A 21,240-nucleotide genomic window follows, 5' to 3' on the forward strand; every position below is an offset into this window, starting at 1 on the left:
CAAAGACCAACGCAGAGTGGATGTTCTCGCTTTAGCGCCGTAACGAGGCGTTGGTCTTTGTTGCGGATTTACCGGTTAACGTCCTCTTGAAAAGCGATTAGGAAGCTGAGGATTGCGTTAATTGATCAACCAGATAGACGATGGATTGATACTCGATGCCGCTGTGTTCCGACAAACCAATCTCGCAGGTGCGGCTGTTGGAGTAACCCACTTCGCAACCTTCTACAGCTTTAGCCAAGGTTTTCAGGGCGCTGGCGTTGAGCTCGGGTGTCGAGAAGCCTTTGTCGCCAGCAAAGCCACAGCAGGTAATGTCTGGCGGAATCACCACTTCATCGGCGAGTTGGTGGGCAAGCTGTACAAAGCTGTCGGCGAGTCCCATGCGAGTGGTGCTGCAGGTGACATGAAGGGCCATTTTACCAAGTTTTTCTCTTACTCTAACATTCGGCATGACGTGAGAAGACACAAAGCTCACTTGTTCATGCAGTTCTAAACGGGAGTCTAAGCTCTCTTTCATACTTGATAGGCAAGGGCTGACGTCGCAGACGATGGGGATACGGCCATTGTCGCTGACGTCTAATAAGAGGCGATTTAACTCATCAGACTTTTGCTTCGCCGCATCAAATTGACCTTTAGATTGGAAGGCCATGCCACAACATTGGCTTTCTACCTCTTTGGGTACAATGACTTTATAGCCGGCTTTTTGCAATACAGAGAACATCACCTCCATAACGGAGCGTTTATCTTCTGCATTCGGTCCTGCGCCCATGACACGGGTCGCACAGCTAGGAAAATACACCACGTCTTTTTGCGTGTCATCCCATTGTTTGATGGGAATAGAACCCAGAGAACCTGCTGCCGTCGGCGTCTGTTTATGCCATTGAGGCACAACACCTTTAGAGGCTTTATTCAGCAACGACGTGACCTTTGTCATGCCAGAATCGCCAATCACTCGACGCGTACCGCTGGCCACACTTAATCCCAATTTCGCAGCTTTTGTTGTTCCCTCAAAATGATCCGCGACCCAATAACCAACTTTGCTGTTTGGATGACGATCGTGGCGCAGTTCTCGCGTTAAATCCCCCGTGTTGATGCCAACCGGGCACTGTGTAGAACACAAGCCACAGGCAGCACAGGTATCAATCGCTTGATAATCATAGTCTTTTTGTAATAGTGCTAATCGCTCTGGGTCCGCACCTGTTGTGGTCAAACGCTGGATTTCACGCCATACCACAATACGCTGGCGAGGAGTTAAGGTCAGCGCTTTTGACGGACAAACCGGTTCGCAAAAACCACACTCAATGCAGGTATCAACTTTGTCGTTGGCTTTTGGCAAGGGTTTCAGGTTTTGCACATGCAAGTTGGCATTGTGGGATAAGATCACATCAGGATTCAGCAAGCCTTGCGGGTCAAACGCGCGCTTGATCTCCCACATGATATCGTAGGCTTCTTTGCCCCATTCCAATTCCACATAAGGTGCCATGTTGCGGCCTGTGCCGTGCTCCGCTTTCAACGAGCCTTGGTATTTTACCGCGACTAATTGCGCGACTTCGTCCATCAGCTGTTCGTAGCGTTTTACTTCCTTAGGATCATCAAAACCTTGAGTAAACACGAAATGCAAATTGCCTTCTAACGCGTGGCCGAACAGAATTGCTTCACTGTAACCGTGTTTTTGAAAGACGCCTTGTAGCTCCAAAACGCCTTCAGCAAGTTTTTCAATAGGGAAGGCCACGTCTTCGATGATGACAGTGGTACCCACAGGACGCACCGCTCCCACAGCAGGGAACAAGCCTTTGCGAATCTTCCAATAAGAATCGTAGATAACTTTGTCTTGGGTAAACTCAATCGGGTTTAATGTGGCTTGACCACTTAACGCCTGTTTCACCAAGGCCAAATTGGCTTCTAATTCTTCGGCATCAGCCGCGCGGACATCCACCAATAAACCGGCGGCCTGTGGACCAAGTGACGATAAAATGTCCGGCATGCCAGGCTTTCCTTCTACCGCTCTAAGGCCTGCGCGGTCGATCAACTCTACTGCCGACACCGGTGACGGTTTCAGTTCAGTAACCGCTCGACAGGTCGCTTCCATATCGTCAAAAAAGATCATCGCGGCGGCTTTGATAGGGTGGTCTACCACGGTCTCGTAGGTCACTTCACTGATAAAGCCCAAAGTACCTTCGGAACCAATCATCAAATGCAACAAGATATCAAAGGGGTCATGATAGTCCGTTAAGCTGTTTAAACTGTACCCTGTAGTATTTTTCAAACGGTATTTGTGTCTAATTTTGTCTGCCAGTGCAGTATTTGCCATCACGTCTTGAGACAAGCGCGTTAAGGTATTTAGCAAGTCTCCATGACGTTCACGAAAGGCGGCGCGGCTGGCTTCGTCCGCTGTGTCTAAAAGAGTGCCATCGGCAAAAATCAGTCGGGCGTTTTGAATCGTGTGGTAGCTGTTTTGCGCGGTACCACAGCACATACCACTGGCGTTGTTAGCCGCGATGCCGCCAATCATACAGGCATTAATCGACGCGGGATCTGGGCCAATTTTACGCTGAAAGGGCGCCAGTAATTGATTGGCTCGCGCACCAATAATACCAGGCTGCAATGAAATGCTATGGCCATGATCATGCACACGATGGCCTTTCCAGTTATCGGACAGCTGTATCAAAATAGAATCGGTCACTGCCTGCCCAGACAAACTCGTGCCCGCCGCACGAAAAGTGACGGGCAAATCATGCTTTCTGGCTTCTTCTAACACGATGCGCACTTCATCTTCATTATTTACCCGAACAATCAACTGAGGAATCAGGCGATAAAAGCTCGCATCTGTGCCATAAGCCAAGGTTCTTAAGGGGTCTCGGATAAGCCGAGCATCGTCAATCACGTTTTTTAACGCAAGATACAGATCGTGATAGTGCGTTGCTTTGTGTGCAAGCGTGTTCGTAGCAGTAGAGTCAGCCTTCATAAAAATCCCACAGTGGTCGTGTTTAGAGCCATTATTTTTGTTTTTTCATAGTTTGTTTAAATCAACCGGTATTTTTAGGTGAATCCTTCACCACCTAAGACCCATGGACAAAACAAATCTCTGAATATATTGGTAATACCAATTTACCTTAATCTATAAGGGCACATTAAAAAGACCGATGACTTTTGTCAATCATTAGTTTAGTGGTTATTTCGTCCATTTTAGCGATAAAATACCTTGGCTTTACCACTTTTTGACTTATACACAGCGCCTTAAAAGCAGATATTTCAGGAATAATCATGACAATTCATTCACTTAGTCGCGTTAAACAACCAAAAATTTCCGACATCATCATGAAAGAATTAGAAAGCATGATTGTAGAAGGAAGCTTTACGGCGGGGCAAAAGCTGCCACCAGAAAGAGAGTTAGCTGCCCGTTTTGAAGTGTCCCGACCTTCCTTACGAGAAGCCATTCAAAAACTGATTGCCCGTGGCGTGCTCACCAGTCGCCATGGCGGTGGCACCTATGTGTCGGAACAACTTGGCACCTCCTTTGCCGATCCACTGCAAGACTTACTCAGCTCCCACGATGAATTCTTGTACGACCAATTGGAATTTCGCGACGCGCTAGAGAGTCTCGCGGCTTACTATGCGGCGTTGCGCAGCACAGAAACGGACAAAGCCAAACTGACACAGTGTTTTAATCAGCTCGTCGACGCCAATAAAAACCAGATTTTTGACTTGGAAGCGAAATTGGATATGGAACTTCATATGACCATTGCCGAAGCCGCCCACAACGTGGTGTTATTGCACAGTCTACGCAGCTTACATGCCATGCTGGCAAAAAGTATTTCGAGTAACCTACAAAACCTTTTTGAAAAGAAATCGGCTCGCCACCAAATAATGGAACAACATAGAACCTTATACCAAGCCATCATGGAGGGTAATGCCGACGCTGCACGAGCCGCCGCCCATTCCCATTTGGTGTTTGTAGAAGAAAACTTGTTAAACATGCGCCAAGAAGAAACACGAATCCAGCGCTCGCTACGTAGAAACGAGCACCAGAATTCGCTTTGAACAATCTTTGGATATTCCTGTGATCATTACTTTTCTGTGATGTCCAAAGCATCACTCAATGCGGCTTTCATCACCTCGATAGAAGGTGTTTTTTCCGTCCAATATTCGAAGGCAATTGCACCTTGTTGAACAAGCATGCCCAAGCCATTGACCGTCGTGCAGCCTTTAGTTTTCGCAGTTTGAATCAATCGAGTTTCAGGTGGATTGAAAATCCCATCTGCAACTACCATGCTAGATTTAATAAAATCTGTGTCTATATCTAGCTCCGCATCCACATTCGGGAACAAACCAATAGAAGTCACATTGATCACTAAATCCGTCTCGGCAGGAATCTGATATTGCTTTGTCCAAGCGTGGTACTCCGCGCCAGCAGACGTGTTATCGGCAACCAGTTTGGCAAGCTCTTCGCCGCGTTCTTGATTACGGTTCACTATGATTATGTTTGCCACACCAGCCAAGGCCAGTTCAACCGCAACCGCTCGTGCCGCGCCACCAGCGCCAAACAAAACAACGCGCTTTTTGATTAGCTCTAAACTGGATTTAACGGATTCGACAAAACCACGGCCATCGGTATTTTCGCCAATCAGCTTACCATCACGATTCACCACGGTATTAACCGCGCCGATGATTCGAGCCGATTCGCCTAAGTCATCAAGGTGAGAAATAACGGACACTTTATGAGGAATAGAGCAGTTAAAACCGCGCCAGTTCATGGCTTTCGCACCTAACACGGCGTTTTTAAGATCATCCGGCTGGATTTCGCAATTGATGTAACGCCAATCCAGACCTAAATCTCGATACGCGGCTTCCATCATCACGCCAGTAGGGTTTTCTAAGGCTGGCGTGGCAAAAGAACCGGTTAATTCGCTTAAGAAATTCTTCGGCATATTGAATTCTCTCCATGTTTTGTGGCTTTAAAAAAGAACACGTCATGCATGGTAGCAAACCCAGTCGCTAGAAAAATTTCAATTATTAACAGAGTCCTTTACACGAAGTAATCCAGTTTATGAATTCGCGAACCAAACACCTTTCTTCATGTTTTGCAGGTAACACCAATACAACGTAATGGCTCTGGCGATAAAGAGCATGGCTTGGCTCAACCATAGACCATGGTTACCAAGATCTTGGGTGATAAACCATACAGGGAAGAACACACCGACCACACAAAGGATCATGGTGTTTTGCATTTGCTTTACGCTTGTCGTGCCAATGAAAATGCCGTCCAACATAAAAGACCAAATGCCCAACAGCGGTAAAAAAATCAGCCAAGGTAGGTACAGTGCCGCATCGTCCCGAACCGTTTCTACACTGGTCAGTAACGCAATGATGTGATTACCAAAAAGCCAAAATATCAGCATCAGCACAACCGCGGCAAACAGCGCCCAATAGGTCGAAAGTTGAATCACTTTCTTAAAATTGGCTTTGTCTTTGCGGCCATAGTATTCACCACACAAGGCTTCCACCGAAAACGCAAAGCCATCCAAGGCGTTTGAAATAATCATCAAGAAAGTCAGCAAGACAGCATTCGCAGCCAGAATCGAATCCCCTTGGCGCGCCCCTTGTGCCGTGAAAAACAACATCACCAGCAGTAAGAGAATCGTGCGTACAAACAGGTAGCGATTCACTCTCACCAAGGCCATGTATTCACGCCATTTCGCCAAAACGCTTAGGGGAACATGACCAGAAAAGCCTTTTAACTTATGCCACGCCAACACACCCGCAACCGTGACACCAATGTAGTGGGCAAACACCGTCGCCCACGCCACACCGTCACTCGCCATGCCCAAGCCATAAACGGCGACATAATCGAGAATCATATTGGCCACATTGATCACCAACAGCATCCACAACGGCCCTTTGGAATATTGCACGCCAAAGAACCATCCCATCAAAGCATACCCAGCTAATACCGCTGGCGCGCTGAAAATACGCGCCTCGCAATACAACCGTGCCCACGGTTCCACTTCCGCACTGGGCGCCATTAAGCGAATGGCTAAATCAATAATCGGACCACGAAAAAGAATCAGCATTAAGCCGATAAACACGCCCATTAAAATCGATTGCAACAGCAGTTCACGAACGCGTCTGTCGTCACCTTGCCCAAGGGCTTGAGCGGTCAATCCAGTCGAGCCCATGCGCAAAAAGCCAAATGCCCAAAACAAAAAACTAAAAATACTCGCGCCAATCGCCACGGCGGCCAAATGCGTTGCGGTTCCTAAATGCCCAACCACCGCCGTGTCCACTAAGCCCAATAACGGCGTAGTTATATTAGCCACCATCGGCGGCCACGCCATGCGCCAAATTTTTTGATTTAATACGGCATTTGCACGATACGAGCAAAAAAGAGCATTGGGGGATAACTTTGACACACGGGACTCACTTGTGGATAAAAATCAATCAATATCGAAAAACAGGAACGCCTTGATCTGTGGAAAATGATAGCAGTTATTCACATTTAGAGGCAGTTTTTACTCAATTTGTGCAGTAATTGGTCAAAATCGCGTGATTGTCAAGTATGGCTCTCGTTTGAAGCGGACTTACCCACAAAAATAAACGGATTTAACCCTATAAAATTCAAACATTCTAATATGGGATAAGTGATGCTTTTTTCCACAATCATGCGCACATCGTCGTAAAACTTTGCTAAACTCGCGTTAATTTTTATCTTGTGGAGAAACCTTATGCCAAAGCAACTAAAGCCCTATCTTGAAGGTTTAGCCGTCGGCTTTGTTTTTATTAGTATCACCTTGTTGTTTTCCATTCCATTTTATATGAGCTTAATCATTGGTGCTTTGGCGGCATTGGGTGGATATCGTAACTCCATTAAAATGGACCAAGAAAAAGCCGATAAAAAAGCACAAAACCAACCAAAAGACACCGAATAACATGACGGTGTCTAACCCACCTGTTTATGGCGAAGGCGATGCTACTCTTCAAGCTGTCGGCGGATTGCTAGGCTTGCAAAAATTAGTCGAAACCTTTTACCGAATCATGGAAAACACGCCAGAATTTCGGCCTTTGTTTGATATGCATCCGAGCAATACGGCACTGACCATCGACAAGTTGGTGTCGTTTTTATCCGGTTGGATGGGTGGCGAAAAGCTATTTTCAAAAAAGTACGGCCCCATCAGCTTACCGCAAGCTCATGCCCACTTAATCGTGACTGAAAAAGAAAAAGCCATGTGGTTAAACTGCATGGCAGCAGCGCTGGATGAGCTAGATTACCCAGACGCATTGAAAGCCTATTTGCTGCCTCAGCTCGCTTTTCCGGCCGAACGCATTCGTCAAATAAGTGCGGCGAGGCACCAGTAAATTATTTCCAACACTACTTGCAATCAAAGCTAATGACATTCTTCCTCGCAACTATCGCCTACCTCGTTTGAATGTCATTGTGCTTTGAATAACTTCATTCCGGTGTTTTTAAGTGCGTACTTCTTTGGCAACGAAAATCCCTAAGCGTTTTGCCAAGCGAGCTAGGTTGGCGCGGTCCATAGACAACTGCTGAGCGGCCTTAGTCCAGTTTCCTTGGTTGTTTTCTAGCACTTTACGGATTAATTCACGTTGGTAAGCTTCTGTTTCTAAACGCAAATCGATAGGTTTTTGCTTGTCAAAACTTGGCGGTGATGTCTCGTCATTCTGTCTCTTTTTTTGAACGCTATTATCAATTTGTAACCCTGTTAAATGCGCTGATGAAATAACAGTAATCCCTGTTGCATTGTCCGCTTTGGCGAAAAGCGCAGCGCGGGAGATGACATGCTCTAGCTCGCGCACATTTCCTGGCCAGTGATAAGCGTCTAATAAATCGATTGCCGACGCAGACAAGGTGAGTTGTTGCAGACCTAATTTTCGACGGAAACGCTCAGCAAAGAAGCCTGCCAATAAAGCAATGTCGCCTTGTCTAGCGCGCAGCGCAGGGACTTGAATAGGGAACACACTGAGTCGGTGGAATAAATCCGCACGAAAACGATGCTCTGCCACTTCGGTTTCTAAATGTCGGTTAGTCGCAGCAATAATACGCACGTTTACTTTTCGAATTTGATCTTTGCCAACAGCTTGGATTTCTTGATTTTGAATGGCTCGTAGTAACGTTCCTTGAACTTCCAACGGTAATTCACCAATTTCATCGAGCAATAAAGTTCCACCATCGGCCAATAGAAATTTACCGTCTCGATCTCGGTCTGCCCCGGTAAACGCCCCTTTTACATGCCCGAAAAGCTCACTTTCGATAAGATGATGAGGAATCGCAGCGCAGTTCACATAAACCATAGGCGCTTCAGAGCGCGCAGATTGCTCATGTAATGCTCTCGCAACCAACTCTTTACCGACGCCGGTTTCCCCTTCAATCAAAATGGCAAAATCTGAGGGGGCAACCAGATTAATCGACTGCTTAAGGTCTTGCATGGCTTTGCTCTGACCTATCATTTCATGGCTTTGCTCGCCCATTACTTTTAATACGTTTTGAGCATGTTGCGACTGGTTTTCTAATTTTTCCATCAAGATGGCGGTATTTAGCGTCATGGCCGCCATGGTGCCGATAATCTCCAACGCACGAGCATCAATATCATCAAAAACACCCGGCATGATGCTGTCTAGGGTCACCACACCAATTAATTTACCCTCCAAATAAAGCGGAACGCCCATACAAGAGTGCACAGGTAAATTCTCATCGTGGCCTAACACCATGCCATCGTAAGGGTCGGGGAGATCGGAATCGGCAGGAAAACGAACCGGATAATGCCCACAACTGATCGCTTTCAAGCGCGGGTGTTCATCAATAATAAAGCGTCGCCCCATTAGATCTTCTGATAAACCACGCTGAGCCAGCGGCGTCAGCACGCCATTACTGTGAGACAACAAGACCACTGCATCGCAGTTGATTGTTGCCCGCACCGCGTACACCAATTGCTCGAAGCGATTAGGTTGCGTTACGGCGCTGGCAAGGTCGAGGGCAAAGCTCAACAACGCATTATTAGAAACTTGATTCATGATGATCGACTCATAGGACGAATGACTACTCGTGTCAATTTGACACAAAGATATCATATAGACTTTTATTTTAGCGAGTCATATTGACTCTTGAATAGTTTGATTGAAAATAACCAATTGATTTTATTGGCTATTTTAAATTGGCATGGACTTCGCTATAGAGAAGATAACCCGATTTTATTCACCTTGGCCAAAAGGATACAAGCATGTTATCTCAACAACATATAGACACAGTCAAAGCCACGATTCCCTTATTAGCGTCCGCTGGTCCGGCTATTACCGAACATTTTTATCAGCGTATGTTTGCTCACAATCCGGAGCTAAAACACGTGTTTAACATGACCCACCAAAGAACGGGCGGTCAGCCTGCGGCTTTGTTCAATGCCATCGCCGCTTACGCGACACACATCGATAACCTTGAGGTATTAACTGGTGCTGTGATGCGCATTGCCCATAAACACACCAGCTTTAATATTCAACCAGATCAATACGACATTGTTGGCCACCACCTGATTGAAACCTTACGTGAACTCGCCCCAGACGCTTTTACCCAAGACGTAGAAGAAGCTTGGGTAGCGGCTTATGGACAATTAGCGGATATCTTTATCAAAGTCGAAGGTGATCTGTATGCCGAACGTGCCGGGCAACAGGGCGGTTGGAAAGATTTTCGTCGCTTCCGTGTTGCTTCCAAAACACCAGAATCGGATTTGGTCACCAGCTTTGTGTTTGAGCCTGTCGATGGTGGCGCGGTAATCGGCTACCAACCCGGCCAATATCTGGGCGTTAAGTTACACCCAAAAGGCAATGAGTTCGATGAGATACGTCAATACTCGTTGTCCACCACGCCAAATGGTAAACACTATCGCATCAGCGTCAAGCGCGAAGGCACAGGCGATATCAAGGGCGTTATGTCGAACTACCTGCACGACCATCTAAAGGTGGGCGATGAAATCGAGGCCATGCCACCCGCCGGTGATTTCGTATTCAAAGACAAGCAAACGCCCGTCGTGCTGATTTCTGGTGGCGTTGGCTTAACCCCCATGCAAGCCATATTGGATACACTCGCCAAGCAGCAATATAGCCACCCAGTCAGCTATTTACACGCTTGTGCGCACCAAGGCCAGCATTCCTTCAAAGAGCACGTGAACAGTTTGAAAGGACAACTGAATTTGTCCATTCACACTTGGTACGAACAAGCCAACAGCGAAGAAGACGGCGTGTTAAACGGCATGATGCAATTAGAAGCAATAAAAGACAGCTTACCGCTGACGGATGGCGAGTTTTACTTATGTGGACCCGTTGGCTTCATGATGTTCGTTAAACAGCAATTATTAACCCTTGGGGTAGAAGCAGACCGCATTCATTATGAATTGTTCGGACCACATCAAGAGGTTTGATAAACAAGTCATACACTAAGTTAAAAAACAAAAAAGCATGAGTCTCCGATGATACTCATGCTTTGTTTTAATTAGAGATTTGATTAGGACTGGGCAAGCAACAACGCTTGCTCTTTTTCCTCCACTCTTGTGAAGGTAGGGCGTGATGTAACACGGTCAATGTAGGCATCCACCACAGGGTTCGTCGTAATTAACCCAAACGTGCGGCACCACTTCAAACTCAATCCCCAAAGAATATCCACTGCGTATAGCTCCTCTCCCAATAAATAAGGGCCTTTGGCAATTTGATCGAATAACGTTTGCAGCATTTTATCGAAGCTACCATAGGATGATTGAGACGCTGCGACGTCAGGGCGATTAAACGCTTTGTCGATCACAGCGGGCTCAAAACTGCTGCCTTGATAGGCCATCCAACGTAAATACGCACCACGTTTTGGATCATTGAAAGCAGGCGCTAAGCCTTTTTCAGGAAACAGATCGGCCAAGTAGGTGTAACAAGCAACTTGCTCAGTAACCACTATGCCGTTATGAACAAGGGTTGGAAATTTCCCCAAAGGATTGATAGCGAGAAACTCTGGTTGTTGATTTTCACCGGTTTTGAAATTCAGCACTTTCATGTCATAGGGAATCCCCAACTCTTCCAGCAATACCCAAATGCCAGTGCCTCGGGTTTGTGGAGCATGGTACAGGGTGATGGTGTCTTGCTTGCTTTGAATCTCGCTCATATCCGTTACCTCAGTAGGTTGTTAGATCATTTTTGATGGTTACATGAGCTATATTAGTGACTAAACCTGACATCTAGCGTCAGGTTTATACTTTATACTAGCGAAATAACATTCGCTTAATGCTGTTAGTTGGCAAGATGACTTAGCTCGATGACAAAGAACAGCGAAAGGAGAATTTCATGCGAGCCAGCCGAATACTCAAAATGCTGATGATGTTACAAACCCACGAGAAGGTCACGGCCGCCGAATTGGCTGACGCCTGTGAAACCTCTATTCGTACGGTTTATCGGGATATCGAAGCACTTAGCGCCATTGGCGTCCCCGTCTACAGCGAACAAGGAGTGCAAGGTGGCTATCGGTTGTTGCAAGGTTATCGCACCCGTTTGAATGGGCTTTCCGCCAAAGAAGCAGAAACACTGTTTTTAGCCGGGTTGTCTGGTCCTGCGCAAAAAATGGGGATAGACACCCTCCTTGCCGATGCTCAATTAAAGTTAAAGGCCGCCTTACCAGAAAACATACGACCTGAAATCGACCGCTTACAAAGTCGATTTTTGCTGGATGCGCCCAATTGGTTTTCTGACGATGAAAAAGTCACTTACTTGCCAGACTTAATGACAGCGGTATTAGAACAACGCTGTGTTGTCATGCAATATCAAAGCTGGAAAGGCGAAATTAATCGCCAGCTACAACCTCTGGGCATCGTTTTAAAAGGCGGTCAGTGGTATTTGCTCGCACAGGTAGAAAAAGACGTGCGGACATACAGAGTCTCTCGTATTGAATCATTAACTTTACTAGATGAAACATTCGAACGCCCCAAAGACTTTAATTTAACGGCATTTTGGCAAGACAGTTTACGCCGAATGGAAGTGGTGCAGTTTCCTATTATTGCCGAGGTACGTTTAACGTCTCTCGGCAGAAAGATCATGCAACACGTTTGCTCTTCCTATGCGGTTAATCAAGCTCAGATAGAACCAATGGACGAATCAGGTTGGCACCGAGCCAGATTTCCAGTGGGCGAATCGGTATACGGTTGTGCAGAACTCTTACGCTTTGGGGCTGAACTAGAAGTAATTGGCCCACCAGAACTGCGGGCAGAAATGGAGAAAATGGTGTCATCCTTGGCTACGTTGTATCGCTAAAATACAGCTCTGAGTTAAGCAGTACAAAAAAGGGCGAAAGCCACCATGGTTTGCTCTAACATAGTGGACATAAATAGCTATTAAAGGGCGCGATAAGGTTACGGATATGGACATAATTGAATCATTTTTTCAGGAAGCAGTTTCGATAGGGGAAGAGGGACGATCAGTGCTCGGTCTTTTCTTCTCTCTATATTTCGGAGCTATTACAGTTGGCATTGCAATAATAACATTCATACCTGCCTATGCCAGTTATCGAATGAAAAGCTCGACTAAAATTACAGCAAGATATGTCTGGAGCAGTGATCTTCTTTACCAAGATACGTATGTTAATTCTATAACGTTGGAGAATCATAAAGATAAATCCGAGGCCATTTTTGGAATCTATCTAAGGTTGGGAAGGAATGTCTATATTGAACTGGAAGAATTTAGTGAGCGACCTTTAATTTTGCCTCCATTCGAGGCTGTTACTCGCACTTTAAGCCCTGTTTCTCACTATAGTTATGGCTCAACTATCATTGATATTAACGAAGCGTTTAGAAAAAAGCATTTGAAGAGATCAATAATACTTTCTACGAGCCGGGGAAAATATAAAACTAAGAGTTCCAAAGGGCGCTGGCATCCTCGTTCGGAAAGCCTCAGGAATGACAATATTGCAGCACTTTATTGCACAAGAGTTGAGAATGTAAATACCAAGGGTAATGAATACGTCCTGCCAACTAATGCTCTATATATTATGTACTTCACACAGGATGGGAAAGATAAGCAGTCATCTATTTTTGGTGGAGAATTCTCACACCAGAATGATAAAAATTTTGCTATTACGGAAGAAAGTCTACAGTGTAAAGAGGTGCTTCTTAAGCATTTAAGAGGGCTTGAATCACTGAAGGAGCTTAGAGTAGATCCTAACTCAATTAGAGTGGTAAATGTGGACGAAATCCCAGAAGTAGAGAGAGACAGGAACTTTTTTAAAGACACCATAACTGCTACACCAAATAACTCAAAGCTTATGAATGTTGTAGGAAGAGCGTCTGCTATCATTCGTCAACTTGTTATGGATAGAAGTAATCATGACCGGCATGCTAAAGGTATGACTTACCTAGAGAAAAGAGTAATTGTGGTATACGGCGCGCTCGCAACAGTGATTTTGTTTATTACGGTCGGGTATTACTTCTGGGGCTGAGTGAGCGTGTGTGTCGCCATATAATCAATTTGCGAGCCGTGGGACTTGTTTAGCGAAAGCTTTTCCCTAAGGACATACGATAAGAAGCCCGTGTCCTATGATATGACCAACTTTGCCAAGAAGAGCTTGATCTAGAATACCTTAAAATGCCCAAACAGCTCTCCCAAATGAGAAAACATTCTAGATTTCTTGCTTAAACGGCAACAATTCGTGGGTGTCTTGATGGTACTCACGCACCGCTTCAGCTTCTTCCTCGCAGAAGTTACCAATGGCGTCGCGGAAGCCTTCATGGGCGATGTAGTGGATGCTGTGGCTGAACACAGGTTCAAAGCCACGGGCGATTTTGTGTTCCCCTTGGGTGCCTGGGTCAAAATGCTGTAACCCTTTTTCCAAACAAAACTCGATGCCTTGGTAGTAACAGGCTTCAAAGTGCAGGCAATCCACTTCTTCCATGCAGCCCCAGTAACGGCCATACAAAGAATGATCGTCGAAGAAACACCAAGAGGCGGCGATGGCTTCGCCTTCTCGAAAGGCTTGCACTAAGAGGATTTGCTCGCCCATGTCTTGCGCTAATTGACCGAAGAATTCGCGGGTGAGATAACCCTGTTGTCCGCGTTTGGCGTAAGTGGATTGATAGCACAGATAGAAAAAATCGATGTCGGCTGGGGTTAAATCGCGGCCGATGGTTCGAGTCAGTGTGATGCCTTCCTTCGCGACTTTTTCGCGTTCCTTACGGGCGGTTTTGCGTTTGCGTGACGAGAAGTGTGACAAGTACTCTTCCATGTCTTTATAACCACGGTTAAACCAGTGGAACTGACAGGAAATGCGCTGTATCAGATCTTTGTTTGGCGCAAACAAGGCCGCGTGTTCTGGCTTGGTAAACAACAAATGCCAGCTGGAGAAGTCGCGTTCTTGATTGGCTTGAGTCATCAATTCCGCAAGAGCAGGGTACAGATGAGAAAACTCCACATCATCGCCTTTTGGGTCAAGGTGTGAAAAAAGCCGCACGCCGGTCACAGGGGAAAAGGGAATCGCCCAAATACGCTTAGGAAAGTAACGCATGCCGTAACGCTGGTAAGCATCCGCCCAAGACCAATCAAACACAAATTCGCCTTGAGAGTGGGTTTTCAAATAGGTTGGGGCAATGGCGAGCGGACTGTCGTCATCATCCATTACTAACAAATATTCTGGATACCAGCCCGTTCCGTCGCCAATACTTTTGCTTTGCTCTAACGCTTGATGAAAAGCAAATTGCGCAAAGGGATAACGAGTTTCTCCAATAGCGGCTTGCCATTTAGCTTCGCCTATTTGATCGACCGAATTGAACCACTGCGCTTTCATACTACTTTCCTTATTTAGCTGGCTTCCATCTGCTTACGCATAGAATCAACCAAACTGGCGGTTTCTGGACGCACTTGTCGCCACAAATAAAACGCTTCTGCGGCTTGGCAAACAAGCATTCCCAGGCCATCGGCACCAACAGCACCATGTTCGTGCGCCCACTGTAAAAACACCGTGCGCTCCTTACTGTACATCATGTCATAACACCAAGTTTGCCCGTTCACTAGTTCGTCTTTTAATGGCGGTAAACTGCCAGATAAACTGGCTGATGTACCATTAATGATGATGTCGAAAGGACCTTCTAGTGCTTCAAAGGACGATGCTAGGCAATCGAATTGATCCGCTAAAGCTTGCGCCTTTTCAACCGTTCGATTGGCGATGGTGACAGATTCCGGGTTCTCGGCCAAAATAGGTTCAAGCACACCACGCACTGCACCACCAGCCCCCAAAATCAATACGCTCCTGTCTTTAAAGCTTTGCCCGTGGTTATGAGTAATGTCACGAACCATGCCCACACCATCGGTATTATCGCCGAACAGGTCGCCATTTTTTCCAATCATGAGAGTATTCACGGCGCCCGCTTGCTTAGCGCGTTGGCTGAGAATATCGCACATGGCAAATGCACGCTCTTTAAACGGCACGGTAATATTCAGGCCTTTGCCGTCTTTTTCAAAAAAATCTCTCACTTGGTTTTCAAATTCAACCAGATCACCCAGCAAGGTCGAATACATCAGGTGTTGTCCCGTTTGCTGGGCAAAATAAGCATGAATACTGGGCGACTTGCTGTGAGCAATCGGATTTCCGACAACGGCGTATTGATCCAAAATAAGTCCTCTTTTGTTGAAGTACAAAGCGCAATGCTGAAATACGAAACCTAACGAAACACTAAACCCAAAGCCAATCTTTGGAGGTCAAAAAATACTCGGTGAGTTTGGCTTCGTCGCTGTCGGCCTCAACCTGATATTCATAGGTCCAGCGCACTTCTGGCGGCAAGGACATCAATATAGACTCTGTACGGCCCAAACCACTTTGTAGACCAAAATGCGTGCCTCGGTCGAATACCAAGTTAAATTCCACATAGCGACCACGACGATGTAATTGGAAATCACGCTGTTGCTCGTTAAATTCGTGATCATGCCGGCGCTCTAGAATCGGCAAGTAGGCTTTTGTATAAGCATCGCCCACAGCTCGCATCATGGCAAAACAATGCTCGAAGCTGCCTTCGTTAAAATCATCAAAAAACAAACCACCAATACCGCGAGGCTCACCGCGATGTTTTAAATAAAAATACTCGTCACACCATTTTTTGAAACGTGAGTAATAGCCTTCACCAAAGGGTTCCACCGCATCGTAAGCGGTTTGATGCCAATGGATACAGTCTTGATCAAAGCCGTAATAAGGTGTCAGATCAAACCCTCCACCAAACCACCAAACAGGCGCCATATCGTCTTTATAAACAACAAACAAACGCACGTTAGCATGGGACGTTGGAGCAAAAGGATTGTTGGGATGAATAACAAGCGACACGCCCATAGCTTCGAATCGGCCACCCGCCAATTCAGGACGATCGACTGTCGCAGACGGAGGGAGGTTGTCGCCCATCACATGGGAGAAATTCACGCCGCCTTTTTCTATTATCTCGCCGCCCGCAATAACACGAGTCCGTCCACCGCCGCCATTAGGACGATCCCAAGCGTCTTCTTTGAAACGAATCTCGGGTTCCATAGTTTCTAATGACGCGCAAATGTGATCTTGCAGTGACAATAAATAGTCTTTAACCGCTTCGACATCAAGGCGGGTTACCGTGGCAGGTGAGCTGACTGACATGAAATGCTCCATCGAGTCTTATCTTAAAGGAAGAAAGTGGCTTAGTTAATAAAGACGAGAGCCATCCGGACGCGTCCGTAGGATATTCAAAATCCACATGTACTGCTCTGGACAAGACCCTATCATGTCTTCTAATGCTTTGTTCATCACAATCGCATCTTGTGTTTCGTCACCGGTTGGGAAGTTCTCAAGGGCAGGAAATATATGCAGTTCGTATTTCCCAGATTGGGCATTGTAAGCCTGAAACATAGGAACCACTTTCGCATTCGTTAGCTTGGTTAGTTTGCCCAAGCCTTTCAGTGTTGCTTTTTCTGCATCAAAAAAGGGAACAAAAACCGACTGCTGAGCCCCATGATCCTCATCGGGTAAGTAATACCCCAAGCAACCTTCTTTTACCGACTTTAAAAACGGCTTAATGCTCGCATCACGAGGGTACACCATGCCTCGGCCATATTGCGTACGCTGCTTATGCATGAACCAATCAAACACCGGGTTTCTCTGTGGACGCATAATCGTCGTAATAGTGACACCACGAGATGCCAACATAGAACCGGTATAATCAATCGACCAGCAATGGGGCGTCAAAGAGATGATATTCTCCCCCTTCTCAATAAGCGGAAAAAGGTGTTCCCCACCAAACACGGCATCACGGCTTTTTTTGTATTTCTCACTACGAACCAACAATTCACCATACGCTAAGCAAAACTGAAGACCGACTTCTATACTGCTCAGCAAAATAGCCTCGCGCTCTTCAGGCGTCTTTTCAGAAAAGCATTGCGCTAAGTTTAAGCGAGCACGCTTGAGCGAACTGGCTTTTCTTTTGATTACCAGCTTGGCTAATTTGCAAGCGAATTTATCGCGTATACGAAAAGGCACAAAAGCCAATAAGAAAGATAAGAAAACAATACACCACACCCCCCAAAAACGAGGATGAAGAAAACGCCATTCAAAAGTGGGGTTGTGCAAATGCTTATCGGATGTACTCATGTAAATGTGAGCCTATGTCGTACAGTAAGTGAAGGGCACCATCTTACATCAATCAAACAAGGCCACAAAATGATATGTCTCGTTATTAAAACAGCATAATCACCGCCACGCCTCGACCGCTGTTTCGTAAAACTCTATTTGATTTGTTGCTTGTACCAATACAGAAGCGCCGTGGAGTGTCGAAAGAAACTGAATGCTTCGGCCTTTGGCGTGGTCTTCTTGTATAGACTCCAACCTCATAAACACCTTGGTTAACCATTCTATTTTAACATCATAAAAAGCCGCGAGGGCAATACAGACTTCCTCTGGCAAGATGCATTTATCCGTTGTTAACATGGTGCATAAGCTCATGTTGCGATGATCAACTATTTTAATACAGAAGCCACACCAGAAGCCTTGAACGTCACCATGCAAGACAAAGATGGCGAGCGAAGCCTTTCAGTGGATGCCGTGCTGGTCGCCGTTGGTCGCTCGCCGAATGGCAAAACCGCGGGTATTTCCGACATCGGCGTCAAATTAGACGAACGCGGTTTTGTACTGACAAATGAAAAGTGCCAAACATCTGTACCCAATATTTATGCGATTGGCGACGTTACTCACGGCCCAATGTTGGCGCACAAGGCATCACATCAAGGCCACACCGCAGCCGAAGTCATTGCTGGCCACAAGGTAGATTTCCAACCGCTCGCCATTCCGTCTATCGCTTACACTTTCCCAGAAGTGGCTTGGGTTGGCTTAACCGAAACCGAAGCGAAGAAGCAAAACATCGATATTAAAACCGCCGTTTTTCCATGGAGCGCCAGCGGACGCGCCATTGCTTCCGGCGCAACCCAAGGCAAAACCAAACTCATTTATGACGAAGCAACAGAACGCGTCTTAGGCGCCGGCGTCGTGGGTTCCCACGCGGGTGAATTACTCGGTGAACTGACACTCGCCATTGAATTCGGCGCCACACTGGAAGACATCGCCTTAACCATCCACGCCCACCCAAGCCTCCACGAAACCGTCGGTTTAGCGGCAGAACTCGGCGCTGGAACGATTACCGACTTACCGAATAAGAAAGCAAAGAAAGCTTAATGATTACAGAGCTCTTTACGTGAACAACCTATGGTTGTTCACGCACCGTCATTTCCGCGCAGGCGGAAATCAACTCACATAAACGATATGTTGCTCGTCATCATAGCTAAAATTGAGAACTATCTGAATTTGGCTTTCTTCAATGTGCAGCTTCGAAACAAGATCGAACGTGCCTTTCTCCGCTTTATCAGCAAAGGCTTTTAATTGCTTTTCCAGCATCACCCATGCGACTCCATCCCTTGCTTCATCGATTCCAACAAGTTCGATGGAATGCGTCCTCAACCAAGCAAAATACGCCAGCGAATTGGCTTTAATATCCACTGCAACACCAGCGTCTGAGACTTCATAACACAGCCCGCATTGGGAAAGCTGCTGTGTTAAATAGGCTTTCCACTGCTTCATGAACTGATCGAAATAGGGCAAACAAACCTCTTCTAGCGGTAATAACTCTTCAGAAACGACATATAGAACAAGCTCCATAAAAGGGCAGCCAGCATAACATCTAAGAGCGAATGTAAAACACCACCTAAAAGAAGAGTATTTATTGACTACTTTTTACTCTAGGTATATTTTGGATACAAAATCCATTTTGATAGATGGCTAGTAAAATCCTTCAATTTCTTAAAAAAGGTCGTGAATGATGAGCAATGACGTTTTTGATGTAAGTGTTTTTAATGGCATCATGCCGGCGTTGATGACGCCTTGTAAGGCGGATCGTACGCCAGATTTCGATAATTTGGTAAAAAAGGGTAAGGAGATGATGGCGGCGGGGATGTCTGCGGTGGTGTATTGCGGTTCTATGGGCGATTGGCCTTTGTTGACGGACGCCGAGCGTATGGAAGGTGTAGAGCGCTTAGTAAATGCGGGGATTCCTGTGGTCGTCGGTACTGGGGCGATTAATACCAAATCCGCGGTGGCATTAGCGGCGCACGCGGAAAAAGTTGGTGCGGCGGGTTTGATGGTGATTCCTCGTGTGCTGTCTCGTGGCTCGGTGATTGCCGCACAGAAACATCATTTCAAGGCGATTTTAGACGCGGCGCCGTCGATTCCAGCAATTATCTATAACAGCCCTGTGTATGGCTTTGAAACCCGAGCGGATTTGTTTTTTGCGCTACGTACTGAGCATAAGAATCTGGTCGGTTTTAAAGAGTTTGGCAGTAAAGAAGCGCTACGCTATGCCGCGGAAAACATCACCTCCCAAGACGATGACGTCTTGCTGATGGTCGGTGTGGATACAGCGGTCTATCACGGCTTCGTCAAATGTGGCGCAGTTGGTGCGATTACCGGTATTGGCACAGCATTGCCGAAAGAAGTCTTGTTGCTCGCCAATCTGTGTCGATTGGCTGCGAAGGGCAACGCCGAAGCCCGCGTTCGCGCCCAAGAATTAGAAGAGGCCTTTTCCGTTTTGGCCAGTTTCGACGAAGGCCCAGAATTGGTATTGTTCTTCAAATATTTGCTTGTCTTAAACGGCGAAGAAGCGTATCGATTACACTTCAATGAAACGGACGAGCTTAACGCCGCACAACGTCGTTACTGTGAAGAACAATATGCCCTCTTCAAAGACTGGTTTGCAGATTGGGCTACACAAGGTGGAGTAATAGATACATGCAAGTCATAGACAGTCATACGGAAGGTGAACCAACCCGCGTTATTGTGTCTGGTGGGCCAGATTTAGGTTCTGGCTCATTGGCGGAACGCGCCAAGATATTAGCGACGGAGCATAAAGATTTTTATCGTTCCGTGGTAGCCGAACCCTATGGGCAAGAAGCCATGGTTGGCGTGATGCTGGTAGAGCCAGTTAACCCTGAATGCGTGGCCGGCGTGATTTATTTCGACGCTGCAGCTGTCATCGGCATGTGTGGTCACGGCACCATTGGCGTAGCAGCTACGCTGGCGTATATGGGGAAAATCGGTATGGGCACTCATAAAATCGAAACGCCCGTTGGTGTGGTTGAAGTCACCTTGTCTGATGCCAATACAGTGACTGTAAAAAACGTGGTCAGCCGTCGCTTACAGAAAGATGTGAGCTTAGAAATCGAAGGGATAGGTACAGTCTCTGGTGATATTGCCTATGGTGGAAACTGGTTCTTTATTGTCGATCAAAGCCCTGTGCCTGTTGTTCCAAGTAATATTCGTGACCTGACGGAAGTCTCGATCAAAATTCGCGAAGCCATTGAGGCAAAGCAATTAACAGGTACAGATGGTGGCATCATTGATCACGTTGTTCTTTATGGGCCAGCACTTAATGAGAATAGCCACAGCCGCAACTTCGTTCTGTGTCCTGACAACGCCTACGATCGCTCGCCTTGCGGTACAGGCAGTTCCGCTCGCTTGGCTTGCCTAGCAGCAGATAATCGCCTTGCTCCCAATGAAGAAATCATTCAAGAAAGCACCATTGGCAGCAGTTATCGTTTGAGCTATCAGCCTTCAAAAGGCGATACCATTATCCCAAATATTACTGGACAGGCGTTTGTTACCAAAGAAGCCACTTTAGTGATGAACCCCAACGACTCGTTGAGAAATGGCATTAAGCTGTCTTAACA

Annotated in this window: 20 protein-coding genes; 9 read left to right on the top strand and 11 right to left on the bottom strand. The window is 46.4% G+C overall.

Annotated features, from left to right (window positions below):
* Positions 1-97: 97 nt before the first annotated feature.
* Entirely contained in the window at positions 98-2,962 is a 2,865-nt protein-coding gene (locus EBI00_RS06970) for an FAD-binding and (Fe-S)-binding domain-containing protein (RefSeq protein WP_123095201.1), read from the bottom strand.
* A gap of 299 nt (positions 2,963-3,261) precedes the next feature.
* Here EBI00_RS06970 and EBI00_RS06975 point away from each other — a divergent pair, with 299 nt between their 5' ends.
* Positions 3,262-4,038, top strand: coding sequence for an FCD domain-containing protein (locus tag EBI00_RS06975; protein WP_123095202.1), 777 nt, complete (start codon positions 3,262-3,264; stop codon positions 4,036-4,038).
* Positions 4,039-4,064: 26 nt separating this feature from the next.
* Here the strand turns inward: EBI00_RS06975 and aroE (EBI00_RS06980) are convergent, their stop codons facing one another.
* The gene (gene aroE, locus EBI00_RS06980) at positions 4,065-4,925 is read right to left on the bottom strand and encodes a shikimate dehydrogenase (protein ID WP_123095203.1); all 861 of its coding nucleotides are present in this window, start codon (positions 4,923-4,925) and stop codon (positions 4,065-4,067) included.
* 117 nt (positions 4,926-5,042) lie between these two features.
* Complete coding sequence (locus EBI00_RS06985; protein ID WP_123095400.1) at positions 5,043-6,332, bottom strand: MATE family efflux transporter; 1,290 nt, start codon at positions 6,330-6,332, stop codon at positions 5,043-5,045.
* Positions 6,333-6,719: 387 nt separating this feature from the next.
* Between EBI00_RS06985 and EBI00_RS06990 the strand changes: the two genes are divergently transcribed.
* Both EBI00_RS06990 and EBI00_RS06995 read left to right on the top strand, forming a co-directional pair.
* Entirely contained in the window at positions 6,720-6,923 is a 204-nt protein-coding gene (locus tag EBI00_RS06990; RefSeq protein WP_123095204.1) for a hypothetical protein, read from the top strand.
* 1 nt (position 6,924) lies between these two features.
* On the top strand, positions 6,925-7,350 hold the full coding sequence (locus EBI00_RS06995) for a group II truncated hemoglobin (protein ID WP_123095205.1): 426 nt from the start codon (positions 6,925-6,927) through the stop codon (positions 7,348-7,350).
* A 108-nt stretch (positions 7,351-7,458) separates the two neighbouring features.
* On the opposite strand, the gene norR is transcribed toward EBI00_RS06995, so the two are convergent.
* Positions 7,459-9,024, bottom strand: coding sequence for a nitric oxide reductase transcriptional regulator NorR (gene norR, locus EBI00_RS07000; RefSeq protein ID WP_174714901.1), 1,566 nt, complete (start codon positions 9,022-9,024; stop codon positions 7,459-7,461).
* Between the two features lie 206 nt (positions 9,025-9,230).
* Here norR and hmpA point away from each other — a divergent pair, with 206 nt between their 5' ends.
* On the top strand, positions 9,231-10,421 hold the full coding sequence (gene hmpA / locus EBI00_RS07005) for an NO-inducible flavohemoprotein (protein ID WP_123095207.1): 1,191 nt from the start codon (positions 9,231-9,233) through the stop codon (positions 10,419-10,421).
* Between the two features lie 83 nt (positions 10,422-10,504).
* Here the strand turns inward: hmpA and EBI00_RS07010 are convergent, their stop codons facing one another.
* The gene (locus EBI00_RS07010; RefSeq protein ID WP_123095208.1) at positions 10,505-11,146 is read right to left on the bottom strand and encodes a glutathione S-transferase family protein; all 642 of its coding nucleotides are present in this window, start codon (positions 11,144-11,146) and stop codon (positions 10,505-10,507) included.
* 179 nt (positions 11,147-11,325) lie between these two features.
* Here EBI00_RS07010 and EBI00_RS07015 point away from each other — a divergent pair, with 179 nt between their 5' ends.
* Positions 11,326-12,285 (top strand): helix-turn-helix transcriptional regulator, encoded by a 960-nt coding sequence (locus tag EBI00_RS07015; RefSeq protein ID WP_123095209.1) that lies wholly within the window; start codon positions 11,326-11,328, stop codon positions 12,283-12,285.
* Between the two features lie 106 nt (positions 12,286-12,391).
* Positions 12,392-13,465: a hypothetical protein gene (locus tag EBI00_RS07020; RefSeq protein ID WP_123095210.1), complete on the top strand. Its 1,074-nt coding sequence runs from the start codon at positions 12,392-12,394 to the stop codon at positions 13,463-13,465.
* A gap of 180 nt (positions 13,466-13,645) precedes the next feature.
* Here the strand turns inward: EBI00_RS07020 and EBI00_RS07025 are convergent, their stop codons facing one another.
* The 5 genes from EBI00_RS07025 to EBI00_RS07045 form a co-directional block, all read right to left on the bottom strand.
* Positions 13,646-14,806, bottom strand: a complete 1,161-nt coding sequence (locus EBI00_RS07025; protein ID WP_123095211.1) for a GNAT family N-acetyltransferase — start codon at positions 14,804-14,806, stop codon at positions 13,646-13,648.
* Positions 14,807-14,820: 14 nt separating this feature from the next.
* On the bottom strand, positions 14,821-15,630 hold the full coding sequence (gene aroE / locus EBI00_RS07030; RefSeq protein WP_123095212.1) for a shikimate dehydrogenase: 810 nt from the start codon (positions 15,628-15,630) through the stop codon (positions 14,821-14,823).
* Between the two features lie 61 nt (positions 15,631-15,691).
* Positions 15,692-16,633 (bottom strand): oxygen-dependent coproporphyrinogen oxidase, encoded by a 942-nt coding sequence (hemF, locus tag EBI00_RS07035; protein WP_123095213.1) that lies wholly within the window; start codon positions 16,631-16,633, stop codon positions 15,692-15,694.
* Between the two features lie 45 nt (positions 16,634-16,678).
* Positions 16,679-17,620: a lauroyl-Kdo(2)-lipid IV(A) myristoyltransferase gene (lpxM, locus tag EBI00_RS07040; RefSeq protein ID WP_123095214.1), complete on the bottom strand. Its 942-nt coding sequence runs from the start codon at positions 17,618-17,620 to the stop codon at positions 16,679-16,681.
* A 99-nt stretch (positions 17,621-17,719) separates the two neighbouring features.
* The gene (locus tag EBI00_RS07045; protein WP_123095215.1) at positions 17,720-17,956 is read right to left on the bottom strand and encodes a hypothetical protein; all 237 of its coding nucleotides are present in this window, start codon (positions 17,954-17,956) and stop codon (positions 17,720-17,722) included.
* 21 nt (positions 17,957-17,977) lie between these two features.
* Between EBI00_RS07045 and EBI00_RS07050 the strand changes: the two genes are divergently transcribed.
* Positions 17,978-18,697 carry an FAD-dependent oxidoreductase gene (locus EBI00_RS07050; protein WP_338322917.1) on the top strand — a complete coding sequence of 240 codons (720 nt, stop codon included), beginning with the start codon at positions 17,978-17,980 and terminating at the stop codon, positions 18,695-18,697.
* A 69-nt stretch (positions 18,698-18,766) separates the two neighbouring features.
* Here EBI00_RS07050 and EBI00_RS07055 read toward each other — a convergent pair whose 3' ends face one another.
* On the bottom strand, positions 18,767-19,177 hold the full coding sequence (locus tag EBI00_RS07055; protein ID WP_241556974.1) for a hypothetical protein: 411 nt from the start codon (positions 19,175-19,177) through the stop codon (positions 18,767-18,769).
* 160 nt (positions 19,178-19,337) lie between these two features.
* Here EBI00_RS07055 and EBI00_RS07060 point away from each other — a divergent pair, with 160 nt between their 5' ends.
* Both EBI00_RS07060 and EBI00_RS07065 read left to right on the top strand, forming a co-directional pair.
* Positions 19,338-20,315 carry a dihydrodipicolinate synthase family protein gene (locus EBI00_RS07060; RefSeq protein ID WP_206612558.1) on the top strand — a complete coding sequence of 326 codons (978 nt, stop codon included), beginning with the start codon at positions 19,338-19,340 and terminating at the stop codon, positions 20,313-20,315.
* The gene (locus EBI00_RS07065; protein ID WP_123095217.1) at positions 20,303-21,238 is read left to right on the top strand and encodes a 4-hydroxyproline epimerase; all 936 of its coding nucleotides are present in this window, start codon (positions 20,303-20,305) and stop codon (positions 21,236-21,238) included. The genes EBI00_RS07060 and EBI00_RS07065 overlap by 13 nt, the downstream gene beginning before the upstream one ends.
* The last annotated feature ends 2 nt before the right edge of the window (positions 21,239-21,240 follow it).

This window comes from Marinomonas hwangdonensis, assembly GCF_003721245.1.
GTDB classification, from domain to species: Bacteria; Pseudomonadota; Gammaproteobacteria; order Pseudomonadales; family Marinomonadaceae; genus Marinomonas; species Marinomonas hwangdonensis.